Origin of the sequence: Pseudomonas sp. NPDC087804 (assembly GCF_044742965.1) — a bacterium.
Classification (GTDB): Bacteria; Pseudomonadota; Gammaproteobacteria; order Pseudomonadales; family Pseudomonadaceae; genus Aquipseudomonas; species Aquipseudomonas rustica.
Genome location: NZ_JBIUVN010000016.1, coordinates 27310 through 40248 on the forward strand (window position 1 = coordinate 27310; position 12939 = coordinate 40248).

The following is a 12939-nucleotide window of genomic DNA, read 5'->3' on the forward strand; positions in this document are numbered from 1 at the left end:
TGAATCCATAATCGACTGGCTATTTCAGGTCGGTGGATAACGCTAGACACCTCGGTCAGTCCCCTCTACCTCTGGGAGAGGGTTAGGGTGAGGGCAGCCCCCGATCACACCGCCGGAAAATGAATCCTGAACGCCGCCCCACCCATCGGTGAATCCCCCAGCGTCAGCTTGGCGCTGTAACTCTCGATGATGTCCTTGACCACCGCCAAGCCGATCCCTTGCCCCGGATGCTGGGCATCCAGCCGTTCGCCACGCTCGAGAATCCGCGCACGCTGATCCGGCGGTACGCCCGGGCCGTCGTCTTCGATACACAGTTCAACCCCGGCGTGATTTTCACGCACGCTGATGCGCACTTCGCCCAAGCACAGCCGATAAGCGTTTTCCAGCAGGTTGCCCATCATTTCCAGCAAGGCGCCCTGCTCGATCGGCACGTAACAATGCTCCGGCAGATCAAACGCCACGCGCACATGTTTGTCGCGATAGACCTTGTCCAGCGTGTCGCAGAGGCTTTTCAGCACCGGTTGCAGACGCACCTGATGGCGCACCAGGCCGCTTTTGCGCAGGCTTGCGCGTTGCAGTTGGTAGCCGATCTGCTGGCTCATGCGTTCGATCTGCGATTGCAGCACCCAGGCCTGATCGCGATCTTCGGGGCGCTGGGCCATGTCTTCGCTGACGCCTTGCAACACTGTCAACGGGGTTTTCAGGCTGTGCGCCAGATCATCTAGGGAGTCACGATAGCGGCTGCGCTGCTGGCGTTCGCTGTGCAGCAAGCGGTTGAGCGAGCCGGTCAGGCGCAGCAGTTCGCGCGGGTGTTGTTCGGTGAGGCTTTCGCGAGTGCCGCCTTCGATTTCGTCGAGTTCCTGACTGAGTCGGCGCAAAGCTTTTAAGCCCCAGGTCAGGCCGATCCACAACAGCGCCAGCAACACCAGCAAGGCTGCGCCGAAACCGAGGTAGAGGTTTTCGCGCAGGCCTTCGAGCGTGACTTCGTATTCGCGCACCGGTTGCAGGGCGACGATGCTGAACGCCGCGCTTTTGCCGCCGAGCAGTTTGACTTCGACGTCATAGACGAAGAATTCCTGACCGTTGGCCTCACGAATCCGCGCGAACTCGTTGCCGAGGCCGTCGTAGCGCGGTTTGTAGTTGATCTGTTCTTCCTGGGTGGCTTTCGAGCGCCAGACCAAGTGCCCTTCGCGGTCGTAGATGTAGCCGAGCAGGCGGAAGTCGGTGAGGTTGAAACGCTCGTCCGGCAACTGATTCGGCATCACCAGCCGACCGTTTTCAATGCGTGCGGCAGAGATCAGCGTGGTGACGTCCGAGGCCAGCCGTTGTTCGATCGAGTCCTGCAACGCGAGGCTGAACGCGCCCTGCATCGCCGGGAGCAAGGCGAGCATGAACAACACCGCCAACGTGGTGGCGGCGAGCATCAGGCGGACGCGAAGCGAACGAATCAAGTGCAGCGCTCATTGAACAAATAGCCGAGGCCGCGCACGGTGTCGATCGGTTTGAAGCCGGCCGGGCCTTCGAGCTTGCGGCGCAGGCGGCCGACCAGCACTTCGATCACGTTCGGATCGCGCTCGTCGTCGTCCGGGTAGAGCTGCTCCATCAAGCGATCCTTGGGCACCACTTGCTGGTGATGACGCATGAGGTATTCGAGGATGCGGTACTCGTAGGCGGTCAGCGCCAGCGGTTGTTCGTCGAGGGTCGCCTGCTTGCGATTGAGGTCGAGCAGCAACGGTCCGGCGACGATGGTCGACTGGGTGAAACCGCTGGAGCGGCGCAGCAAGGCATTCAGGCGCGCGTCGAGTTCTTCGAACTGGAACGGCTTGACCACGTAATCGTCGGCGCCGGCAGCGAGGCCTTCGACCTTGTCCTGCCAGTTGCCGCGCGCGGTGAGGATCAGGATCGGAAAGGTCTTGCCGCCCGAGCGCAACTGGCGGATCAGGTCGAGGCCGTTCATGCCCGGCAAGCCGAGATCGATCACCGCCAGATCAAAGTTGAACTGTCCGGTCTGGTACAGCGCCTCTTCGGCATTGGCCACGGACTCGACCACGTGACCGCTCTCCGTGAGGCGGGTTTGCAGGTGATGGCGCAACAGCGCCTCATCTTCGACGACCAACAGTTTCATAACGCTCTCCCGGGTAAATCCAGAATCTCCAAAAACACACCTGTATGAGCAAAGCTTGCTCGCGAAAGCGGTGAATCAGTCAATTAGAAGTCGACTGATCCGGCGCCATCGCGAGCAAGCTTTGCTCCTACAATAATTTCGCTGTCGTCCTCAGAAGTTGTAGTTGGCCGACAGGTAAGTCTGCGCGCTGCTGTCCAGATCCAGCGAGCCTTGTTTGCTGCCGCCGCTTTCTTTCATTTCGGTGCTGGCATTGCTCATCAGGTAACGATAACCGAGTTCCACCGAGGTGTTCTGGGTCACTTGTTGCAACACACCCAACTGGCCGCCGACCGCATAACCGATGTCGCTGTCGCGGCTGTAGCCTGGCGAATCCTGAGTGAGTTTAGTCAGACCTGCCGTGGCACCGCCGAACAACTTGGTGCTGCCGCCCACCGGGTAGAACAGATCGTAGCTGCCGAGCAGATTTTCCTGTCGCAGTTTAATGCCATTGTGCGAGCCCGACACGTTGTCGTAGGTGGCGTAGTAGCGACCTTGGCTGTTTTGCTGACCGAGGCGTACGCCGTAAGTGTTGTTGCCATCGATGGCGTCGGTGGCGTTCGGGTGACCGAGGTTGTCGTTCAGCGCGTTGGACTTGTCGATCTTGTCACTGGTCTGGCCGAAGGACAGGCCGGCGAAATTGGTGGTGTCGTCGGCATTGGCCGCGAGGCTGGAGCCTAACAGGGTAAATGCCAGCAGCAGTTTGTTTATACGAGTCATGGGTATTTCCTCTTTCACAGTGCTGTTTGGGTATGGCGCAAGGTTACTGACCAGCCCCTGTACCGCCCCTGAACCGTCTCTGAACCTGACCTGAACCAAATCGTCTAGGCTGTTTTGACCACTTTCGATAAAGAGACCCCGACCATGCGCCTGTTCCTCGCCCTCACTTTGCTGGCGGTCAGCAGCCTGACTCAGGCAGCGATCAAGACCGAAGAAATCCCTTACCAGAGCGCCGACGGCACTAAGTTGATCGGCTATTACGCCTATGACGACGCTATAAAAGGCGCACGCCCGGGTGTCGTCGTGGTGCATGAATGGTGGGGCCTGAACGATTACGCCAAACGCCGAGCGCGTGATCTCGCCGAGCTTGGCTACAGCGCGCTGGCGATTGATATGTACGGCGAGGGCAAGAACACCGAGCACCCGAAAGATGCGATGGCGTTCATGCAGGCGGCGACCAAGGATGCGGCGGCATCGAGCAAACGCTTCGAAGCCGGTCTGGATTTGCTGAAGAAGCAGCCACAGACCGACGTGAACAAACTCGCGGCCATTGGTTATTGCTTCGGCGGGGGCGTGGTGCTGAACGCGGCGCGTCAGGGCGAGCCGTTGTTGGGGGTAGTGAGTTTCCACGGTGCATTGGCGACCAATACACCGGCGACGCCCGGCAGTGTGAAGGCGAAAATTCTGGTGGAGCATGGCGCGCTGGACAGCATGGTCACGCCGAACAACGTCATCGCGTTCAAGTCGGAAATGGACAAGGCCGGGGCCAACTACAAGTTCGTCACGCTTGAGGGTGCCAAGCATGGTTTTACCAACCCGGATGCGGATCGTTTGAGCCATGGCGAACATGGTGGTCCGGATATTGGTTACAACAAGGCGGCGGATGAAAAATCCTGGGCGGACATGAAAGCGTTCTTCCAGAAAATCTTCAGCTAACCGTCCCCGACCCTGATCGTTCCCACGCTCTGCGTGGGAATGCAGCCCGGGACGCTCTGCGTCCCAACGCGGACGCAGAGCGTCTATTGAGGCATTCCCACGCAGAGCGTGGGAACGATCAAGATCGCAGCCTTCGGCAGCTCCTACACGGGCAGGCACTGGTCAGCGTGGGTGCTAACCGGCAAAATGCCCGCCATGAACCTCACCCTCCCCGCCTGCTGCACCCCGCTCGATGCCGATTGGCCGTTGCCCTCGGTGCTGGCCGATACCGTGCTGCTCAGTACTCACTTCGATCCGGCGCAACTGCTCGGCGATGATTTTCGTCGCAGCGCCATCGAGCCGCCGCCGAGCATTCAGCGTTCGGTGGCCAAGCGTCAGGCTGAATTTCTCGCGGGTCGGATCTGCGCTCGGGCGGCGTTACAGCAACTGGAAGGTTCCAGCGTGGTTCCGCCGATTGGCGAAGATCGCGCACCGGTGTGGCCGGCGCATATCTGCGGCTCGATCACCCACAGCACCGGGCGCGCAGCAGCGATTGTTGCCAATAAACAGCACTGGCGCGGTTTGGGCATGGATCTGGAAAACCTGCTCAACGCCGAACGCGCCGAACGCCTCGCCGGAGAAATCCTCACGCCGGCGGAAATGCAGCGCATGGCAGCAGGCTCGCGGGATCAGTTGGCGTTGTGGGTGACGCTGACGTTTTCGGTGAAGGAGAGTTTGTTCAAAGCGCTGTATCCGATTGTGCAGAAGCGCTTTTATTTCGAGCATGCGGAAGTGCTGGAATGGACTGAGGCGGGCGAGGTTCGGTTGCGGCTGCTGACGGATTTGTCGGCTGAATGGTGCAGCGGGACAGAGCTGGATGCGCAGTTTGGGGTGCGGGATGGGCAGTTGTTGAGTTTGGTCAGCATTAAGGCCTGAGGATTTGTAGGGTGGCCGCTGACCCCATCGCGAGCAGGCTCACTCCTACAGGGGAACGCATTCCAAATGTAGGAGTGAGCCTGCTCGCGATGGGGCCAGCAAAATCACTAAATTTCTCAACGGCGTTCCTGATTACGCGGCCAACTCAAACTAAAACACGCCCCGCCCAAACTCTTGCTCTTGCCAATCAACGCCCGGCCGTCGTGCCAGTGAATAATCCGTCGCACAATCGACAACCCCAGTCCATGCCCACCCGACGCCCGCGTGCGGCTGTCATCCAGGCGCAGAAACGGCGTGAAGATTTTCTCCCAGGCAACTTCCGGCACACCCGGCCCGTCATCCTCAACGTCGACCCGGCAACGTAATTGCCCGACCTGATAACTCACCGTCACATTCGAACGCGCATGGCGCATGGCGTTGCTCACCAGATTCTGCAACGCGCGGTGCAGATAACGCGGCTCAGCCTCGACCCACGCATCGTCATTGTCCGCAGCCGACAGACACAGCCCGCGCTGCACCGTGACCTCGGCGCGCAACGGCGCCAATTCTTCGATGACCTGATTGACCAACGCATCCAGATCAATCCGCTGGAAGGTCAGCGCCGGTGAGCCCTGCTCCAGTCGCGCGTAGGTGAGCATTTCATCGACCAGCTTATCGAGATCCTCGATGTCGTGATCCATGCCTTCGCGGTATTTTTCCAGCGCTTGCGGGGTGGTCGCCGAGCCGATCATTTCCAGACCGAAACGCAGACGCGCCACCGGCGTGCGCAACTCATGGGACACCGCGCGCACCAGTTCACGCTGGATCGCCAGCAGTTGTTGCAAGTGCTCAGCCATGCCATTGAACGCCGCCGCCAGCCGCCCGACCGAGTCGGCACCGCGCGCCGGCACGCGAGTTTCCAGACTGCCCTTGGCGATGCGCGTGGCCGCCGCTTCGAGACCGCGTAAACGCCGTTCGAGTTGGCGCACCAGCAAGTAAACGATCAAGCCGATCAGACTCAGCCCGAGCGCGGCGATCAGCACCAGCCACTCCGGCGGATAGGGATTCATCTGGTACAGCGGGCCGATCTCCAGCACCCACGGCGTGCCGACCATACCGGCGAACACGCGGATCGAATCGCCGCCCTTGCCCAGCGCCATCACCGTGTCGCCCTCGGCCACGCGGCGGCTCTGGTCTTCGTCCATGTCGGCGTCATCCACCGTGACCAAACGCAAATCGAATCCGAAGCCCTTCTCTTCCTTTATCTGCGCCAGCCGTTTCGGTTGGTCGGCGACCGGCACGCGCACCAGCTCATCGGCGAGCAGGTAAATTGTCGCGCGGGCCAGTTGCTCGCTGATCTGCTGCACCTCGCCTACGAGCACAAGCTGCTCTTTGTCGCTGACCAGTCGATAGACCTTCGCCGCGTGCGGGCCGGTCTGTTCGACCAAAGCCTGGCCGCGCTGCACGCGGGTGCGTTGGGTCAGGTCGAGATCGGTGTCGGCAAACTTCTTCAGCGCCAGCGGAATCCCCAGCAAACGCTCCCACACCAGCAATGCGCGATGGCGTTCGGTTTCGTTCATCGGTTGCAGGTTGCTGGCCATCAGCGAGAACGTGCCGTGGGCCAGACGCTCGCGGTACTGCTCGCTGCGCACTTGGTTGAGCAGGTTCAGCGCCAGCACGCCGAGCACCGCTACCAGAATGATCGCTGCGCACATGCCGCCGTAAATGCGCAGGAAGATCGAGTTCACAGCGGCAGGTCTACGCAGGCTTCAGGGACGAACAGGTAACCTTTGCTGCGCACGGTTTTGATCAGGCGTGGATGGTCAGGATCGTCGCCGATTTTCGGGCGAATGCGCGAGATGCGCACATCGATCGAGCGATCCTGGCCGTCGTAACCGATGCCGCGCAGGGCGGTGAAGATTTCTTCCCGCGAGAGAATGCGCCCGGCGTTGGAGACCAGCAGCCAGAGCAAATCGAATTCGGCGCTGGTCAGTTCGATGCCGTTATCGCTGAGCCAGGCTTCGCGCAATGCGTTGTCGACCACCAGCGGGCCGAATTGCAGGCGACGGCTTTTTTCGCTGGTCGGCTCGGGTGAGTCACTGCGTCGCAGCAACGCCTGAATCCGCGCCAATAACAAACGCGGGCGCACCGGTTTGCACACGTAATCGTCGGCGCCGAGGTCGAGGCCTTGGATCTGGTCGGCATCGTCGGTGCGCGCGGTGAGCATCAGGATCGGCCCGTCGTAACGGTCGCGGACTTTGCGGCAGATGCTCAGGCCATCTTCGCCGGGCAGCATCAGGTCGAGGATCACCAGATCCGGTTGTTCGTTAATGATCCGCGCTGCGGCGAGCGCACCGTTGCCTTCGATTTCCACGCGCAGTCCATTGGCTTGCAGGTAGTCGCGCGTGAGTTCGGCCAGTCGCTGGTCATCCTCGACGATCAATACCTGCCAGGCTTGTTGCTCCACCGGTGACCTCTGCTTTCTATTGTTATTAATAAAGGAAGACGATTGCCCGAATCCAGACGATCCCCTGTAGGAGCTGTCGATTGAAACGAGGCTGCGATCTTTTGATTTTGTTTTTATCAAGATCAAAAGATCGCAGCCTTCGGCAGCTCCTACGGGGGATCCTCTCGTGCTTTTGTCGCGCTTACATGGCCCGATTGTATAAACGGCGTACAGCCAGAACACAAGTCGGTAAATGCGTTCGGACAAGGCGATTTTTTGTGGTAGGGTTCGCGCCCTTAAAAATCCGCTGAAGCGTTTTTCCCGGTGAGAAAACGGTGACAAACGGTCTAGCTCAGCAGGTTCGCGGCCTACACGAGAATTCCACCTTTCTTACACAATTTACGCACAGGTTTATCCACAGGTAGTACGTTGCAACACCCCTCGAAACGCATTATCTTGTAGCACGGCGCAAAAAAAACCCTACATATAGGGTTTTTGACTGAAAAGCCCAACCACATTTCAGACCTGAAACTCAAGCGATTTATTGCCGGTTTCCGGTTGAACCAAGCAAGTTTTCTGAAGACCAAACCGCACTTGCGGATGGCACCGTTTTTCAGGTCGGAAACGACCGAAACGGTACGGGTGTTGCAGTCATTACTGTCACCCGGGATGGAACCCGGCTCGAGCCTTGGCTCGCAGCCAAAAACTTCGGCAGGGACGCGGCGTCATTAGCCTTTTTCCTACTGGTCCGAAGTTGTTATGCCCGACGCCCGTCGGTTGTAGTGCTTCTGGCCAGAACGGTGGGCACCATGATGGTGCCCAAACAAACTAGAGAATGTGGAGATCACCCCCCATGCAAACCGACACAACTCGCGAGAACCCGCAGGGCACCTTGCCGCAGGCCGCTGATTCGAATTCGGATCTGGCAGCCACCGCGCCTGGTCAACTGCGCGTGATCAAGCGTAATGGCACTGTCGTTCCTTACACCGATGACAAGATCACCGTCGCTATCACCAAAGCGTTCCTCGCAGTTGAGGGCGGCACCGCTGCCGCCTCGTCGCGAATCCACGACACCGTTGCCCGCCTGACCGAACAAGTCACCGCGACCTTCAAGCGTCGCATGCCTTCGGGCGGCACCATCCACATCGAAGAAATCCAGGACCAGGTTGAACTGGCCCTGATGCGTGCCGGCGAGCAGAAAGTGGCGCGCGACTACGTGATCTACCGTGACGGTCGTTCGAAAGAACGCGCGGCCCACGCCCCGACCGAAGAAGCGGTCAACGCTCACCCGTCGATCCGCATCACCCGCGCTGACGGCAGCCTGGCGCCGCTGGACATGGGCCGCCTGAACACCATCGTCACCGAAGCGTGCGAAGGTCTGGAAGAAGTCGACGGCGACCTGATCCAGCGCGAAACCCTGAAAAACCTGTACGACGGCGTGGCCCTGACCGACGTCAACACCGCGCTGGTGATGACCGCCCGTACTCTGGTTGAGCGCGAGCCGAACTACTCGTTCGTCACCGCCCGCCTGCTGATGGACACCCTGCGTGCCGAAGGCCTGGGCTTCCTCGGTGTGGCCGAAAGCGCTACTCACCACGAGATGGTCGACCTGTACGCCAAAGCACTGCCGGCTTACATCGCCAAAGGTATCGAATTCGAACTGCTGAACCCTGTGCTGGCCACCTTCGACCTGGAAAAACTGGGCAAGGCGATCAACCACGAGCGCGATCAGCAATTCACCTACCTGGGCCTGCAAACCCTGTACGACCGTTACTTCATCCACAAGGACGGTATCCGCTTCGAACTGCCGCAGATCTTCTTCATGCGCGTGGCCATGGGCCTGGCGATCGAAGAGAAGCAGAAAGAAGACCGTGCGATCGAGTTCTACAACCTGCTGTCGTCCTTCGACTACATGTCGTCGACGCCGACCCTGTTCAACGCCGGCACCCTGCGTCCACAGCTGTCGAGCTGCTACCTGACCACCGTGCCGGATGACCTGTCGGGCATCTACCACGCGATTCACGACAACGCCATGTTGTCGAAATTCGCTGGCGGCCTGGGCAACGACTGGACACCGGTGCGTGCACTGGGTTCGTACATCAAAGGCACCAACGGCAAGTCGCAAGGCGTGGTTCCGTTCCTGAAAGTCGTGAACGACACCGCCGTCGCCGTTAACCAGGGTGGCAAGCGCAAAGGCGCTGTCTGCGCTTACCTGGAAACCTGGCACATGGACATCGAGGAGTTCATCGAACTCCGCAAGAACACCGGTGATGATCGTCGTCGCACCCACGACATGAACACTGCCAACTGGATCCCTGACCTGTTCATGAAGCGTGTCTTCGACGACGGCAAGTGGACTCTGTTCTCGCCATCCGAAGTACCGGACCTGCACGACCTGACCGGTAAAGCCTTCGAAGAGCGTTACGAGTACTACGAAGCCCTGACCGAATACCCAGGCAAGGTTCGTCTGTTCAAGACCATCCAGGCTAAAGACCTGTGGCGCAAAATGCTCTCCATGCTGTTTGAAACCGGCCACCCATGGCTGACCTTCAAAGACCCGTGCAACCTGCGCAGCCCGCAGCAGCACGTCGGCGTGGTTCACAGCTCGAACCTGTGCACTGAAATCACCTTGAACACCAACAAGGACGAAATCGCCGTTTGCAACCTGGGCTCGATCAACCTGCCGAACCACATCGTCAACGGCAAGCTGGACACCGCCAAGCTGGAACGCACCGTGAACACCGCCGTGCGCATGCTCGACAACGTTATCGACATCAACTACTACTCGGTGCCACAAGCGAAGAACTCCAACTTCAAGCACCGTCCGGTCGGTTTGGGCATCATGGGCTTCCAGGACGCGCTGTACCTGCAGCACATCCCCTACGGTTCCGACGCTGCCGTCGAATTCGCCGACAAGTCGATGGAAGCGGTCAGCTACTACGCAATCCAGGCTTCTTGCGACCTGGCCGACGAGCGCGGTGCGTACGAGACGTTCCAGGGTTCGCTGTGGTCCAAAGGCATCCTGCCACTGGATTCGCAACAGATCCTGATCGAGCAACGTGGCCAGAAGTACATCGACGTTGACTTGAACGAATCCCTGGACTGGGCACCGGTTCGCGCCCGTGTACAGAAAGGCATTCGTAACTCCAACATCATGGCCATCGCACCGACCGCGACCATCGCCAACATCACTGGCGTCTCGCAGTCGATCGAACCGACTTATCAGAACCTGTATGTGAAATCGAACCTGTCGGGCGAATTCACCGTGATCAACCCGTACCTGGTTCGCGACCTCAAGGCTCGCGGTCTGTGGGACTCGGTCATGATCAACGACCTGAAGTACTACGACGGTTCGGTTCAGCAAATCGAGCGCATCCCGCAAGAACTCAAAGAGCTCTACGCGACTGCCTTCGAAGTGGACACCAAGTGGATCGTTGACGCGGCCAGCCGTCGTCAGAAGTGGATCGACCAGGCCCAATCGCTGAACCTGTACATCGCTGGCGCATCGGGCAAGAAACTCGACGTGACCTACCGCATGGCTTGGTACCGTGGCCTGAAAACCACCTACTACCTCCGTGCCCTGGCCGCGACCAGCACCGAGAAGTCGACCATCAGCACCAGCAAGCTGAACGCTGTATCCAGCGGCGGCAACCACGGTGATGATTCGGTCCTGGCTGCTCCAGCCGGCCCAGCGCCAGTGCCAAAAGCCTGCGCGATCGACGAGCCGGATTGCGAAGCTTGCCAATAAGCTGAGCGAAATCGGGTGTTGAAAAACACCTGATTGAAAAAGCCCCTGACAGACCTCTGGTTTGTTGGGGGCTTTTTTTTGGCTGGTTGAAATGGATTGAATATGAACAGCTATCGCCAGCAGGCTCACTCCCCCAATCAAATCAAAAGCAAACCCTCACCCTAGCCCTCTCCCGGTGGGAGAGGGAACTGACCGCGTGGATTGGGAGAGGTACGCCGACATGAAATACCGAGCCGAACACAAATCCTGAGAAGCCCAAAAATCGGCTCCCTCTCCCTCGGGAGAGGGCTGGGGTGAGGGGCGAATCCAACGAAAATCAAAAGCCGACCACGCTGTGCTCTTCACCACTCAACACGATGAGCGCAAGCTCGGGTGCAGCTTTTGATCTTGATCTCAAGGCCCGTCGGGAGGCTGAGTGGAGGGATTCATACGGGGAAAGCATCGAGAGGAGGTGCAGCGAAGCAAACCGTAGGCGATGCCCCCGGATGAACCCGGAGCGAAGGAACCCGAGCCTTAGCGAGGGCCGGACGTCAGGGCACAGACCTTTTGGTTACTTTTGGGGCGTTTGCCAAAAGTGACTCGCCGTAAGGGCGAAACCATAATCAGCGACACCCGCAGCAACGGATATATACCCAAAAAAAAGCCCCTCAAAAAAGAGGGGCCCTTGGCACAACCCAAACCAAAAATCAGGTCATCTGAATAATGGTCTGCATAATCGTGCTCTGCGTAGAAATCGTCTTCGCATTCGCCTGATAGTTACTCTGACCCTTGATCAAATCAACCAACTCATTCGTCAGGTTAACGTTCGACTCCTCCAGCGAGTTCGACGCGATCGAACCCAAAGTCCCGGTCTCCGGCGCATCGTACCCCGGAATACCCGAAGCAAACGTCTCCTTCCAGCTAGTACCACCAACCGCCTGCAAACCCTGCTCGTTAGTGAAACTGGCCAACGCCACCTGCCCAATCGCCTTACTCTGATTGTTACTGAAGTTGGCGAACAAGGTACCGGTGCCATCAATCGTCAGGTTAGTGATCTGCCCGGTGGCATAACCATCCTGAGTCGGAATCGAACGCGCAGTATCAGCGTTGTACTGAGTGGTCTTGGCCATGGAAATGGTCACACCGTCAGCATTCGCAGCCGCACCGTTAGGCGTGAAGGTGCCATCTTTCACAGTCCCCGGTACCCAGCCTTTCAGCGTCAGGTCACTGCTGAGAATCGGCTTGGTCGGATCCGCTGGATTCGGCGTGCTGACCTGAGTCAGTTTGCCCGAAGAGTCGAACGACAGCGTCGAAGCCACGGGCGGGGTCTTGGTTGGATCACTGCCGGTAGCGTCCGGGTTGCGGCCATCCACCAGCGTGTAAACCTTCCAGGTGTTTTCACCGGTCTTCACCATGTATTGATCCATGACGTGCGAGTTGCCTTGCGTGTCATAGATCGGGGTGCTGAAAGACTTGGTGTACGACGTGGTCTTGCTCGGATCAAACGGGTTGGCCGTTTCATCGATCGGCGCCACCGAGGAATTCAGGTTGATGCTCGAGGTCACCGACGATGTCGATTTCGGCGCCAGGTTCGAGGTGTCGATTTTCAGGTCAGTCAGTACACCGTTGATGATCTTGCCATCGGCATCCACACCGTAACCCTGCAAACGCGAGGTGTAATCGGTGTTGGTGATGTAACCGGCGTTGTCGACCTTGAACGTACCGGCACGGGTATACGACACCGAACCGTTGTTGCTCATGGTGAAGAAGCCCGAACCGTTGATGCCCATGTCGAGCACGTTACCGGTGTTGCTGATGTCACCCTGGGTGAACTGCTGCGAAACGTTGGCCAGGCGCACGCCGTTACCAATCACTTTGCTACCGCTGCCCAGACGAGTCGCCGAGTAGACGTCTTCGAATTCTGCGCGCGAGGATTTGAAACCGGCGGTGGCAACGTTGGCGATGTTGTTGCCGGTCACGTCCAGTTGTTTGTTGGCTGCATAGAGACCGCTAAGGCCGATATTGAAAGACATATTCCACTCCTTTGTGCCGGGT

At 58.9% G+C, this 12939-nt stretch carries 9 protein-coding genes; 3 read left to right on the forward strand and 6 right to left on the reverse strand.

The window, feature by feature from the left end; all coding sequences use genetic code 11:
- Window positions 1–104 precede the first annotated feature (104 nt).
- The 3 genes from ACIOMO_RS18845 to ACIOMO_RS18855 all read right to left on the reverse strand — a co-directional run bounded on the left by ACIOMO_RS18845 (window position 105) and on the right by ACIOMO_RS18855 (window position 2881).
- On the reverse strand, window positions 105–1451 hold the full coding sequence (locus ACIOMO_RS18845) for an ATP-binding protein (RefSeq protein ID WP_053122797.1): 1347 nt from the start codon (window positions 1449–1451) through the stop codon (window positions 105–107).
- Complete coding sequence (locus ACIOMO_RS18850) at window positions 1448–2125, reverse strand: response regulator transcription factor (RefSeq protein WP_053122799.1); 678 nt, start codon at window positions 2123–2125, stop codon at window positions 1448–1450. The genes ACIOMO_RS18845 and ACIOMO_RS18850 overlap by 4 nt, the downstream gene beginning before the upstream one ends.
- 150 nt (window positions 2126–2275) lie before the next feature.
- Window positions 2276–2881, reverse strand: coding sequence for a hypothetical protein (locus ACIOMO_RS18855; protein ID WP_401242775.1), 606 nt, complete (start codon window positions 2879–2881; stop codon window positions 2276–2278).
- A gap of 144 nt (window positions 2882–3025) precedes the next feature.
- Here ACIOMO_RS18855 and ACIOMO_RS18860 point away from each other — a divergent pair, with 144 nt between their 5' ends.
- Together ACIOMO_RS18860 and ACIOMO_RS18865 are read left to right on the forward strand one after the other, a co-directional pair.
- A complete protein-coding gene (locus ACIOMO_RS18860) occupies window positions 3026–3817 on the forward strand; it encodes a dienelactone hydrolase family protein (protein WP_212548939.1) in 792 nt (263 codons plus the stop codon).
- A 195-nt stretch (window positions 3818–4012) separates the two neighbouring features.
- A complete protein-coding gene (locus ACIOMO_RS18865) occupies window positions 4013–4732 on the forward strand; it encodes a 4'-phosphopantetheinyl transferase (RefSeq protein WP_159812693.1) in 720 nt (239 codons plus the stop codon).
- A gap of 116 nt (window positions 4733–4848) precedes the next feature.
- Here ACIOMO_RS18865 and ACIOMO_RS18870 read toward each other — a convergent pair whose 3' ends face one another.
- Together ACIOMO_RS18870 and ACIOMO_RS18875 are read right to left on the reverse strand one after the other, a co-directional pair.
- Window positions 4849–6459, reverse strand: a complete 1611-nt coding sequence (locus ACIOMO_RS18870; protein WP_212548937.1) for an ATP-binding protein — start codon at window positions 6457–6459, stop codon at window positions 4849–4851.
- Complete coding sequence (locus tag ACIOMO_RS18875; protein ID WP_159812697.1) at window positions 6456–7178, reverse strand: response regulator; 723 nt, start codon at window positions 7176–7178, stop codon at window positions 6456–6458. The genes ACIOMO_RS18870 and ACIOMO_RS18875 overlap by 4 nt, the downstream gene beginning before the upstream one ends.
- An 832-nt stretch (window positions 7179–8010) precedes the next feature.
- On the opposite strand from ACIOMO_RS18875, the gene ACIOMO_RS18880 reads away from it, so the two are divergent.
- Window positions 8011–10905, forward strand: a complete 2895-nt coding sequence (locus ACIOMO_RS18880; RefSeq protein ID WP_053122809.1) for a ribonucleoside-diphosphate reductase subunit alpha — start codon at window positions 8011–8013, stop codon at window positions 10903–10905.
- 686 nt (window positions 10906–11591) lie between these two features.
- Here the strand turns inward: ACIOMO_RS18880 and flgE are convergent.
- Entirely contained in the window at window positions 11592–12917 is a 1326-nt protein-coding gene (flgE, locus tag ACIOMO_RS18885) for a flagellar hook protein FlgE (protein ID WP_053122811.1), read from the reverse strand.
- Window positions 12918–12939 lie beyond the last annotated feature (22 nt).

Coding starts and splice junctions, on each gene's coding strand:
- ACIOMO_RS18860 (WP_212548939.1), top strand. CDS start 3,026: ATGCGCCTGTTCCTCGCCCTCACTTTGCTGGCGGTCAGCAGCCTGACT.
- flgE (WP_053122811.1), bottom strand. CDS start 12,917: ATGTCTTTCAATATCGGCCTTAGCGGTCTCTATGCAGCCAACAAACAA.
- ACIOMO_RS18880 (WP_053122809.1), top strand. CDS start 8,011: ATGCAAACCGACACAACTCGCGAGAACCCGCAGGGCACCTTGCCGCAG.
- ACIOMO_RS18865 (WP_159812693.1), top strand. CDS start 4,013: ATGAACCTCACCCTCCCCGCCTGCTGCACCCCGCTCGATGCCGATTGG.
- ACIOMO_RS18855 (WP_401242775.1), bottom strand. CDS start 2,881: ATGACTCGTATAAACAAACTGCTGCTGGCATTTACCCTGTTAGGCTCC.
- ACIOMO_RS18850 (WP_053122799.1), bottom strand. CDS start 2,125: ATGAAACTGTTGGTCGTCGAAGATGAGGCGCTGTTGCGCCATCACCTG.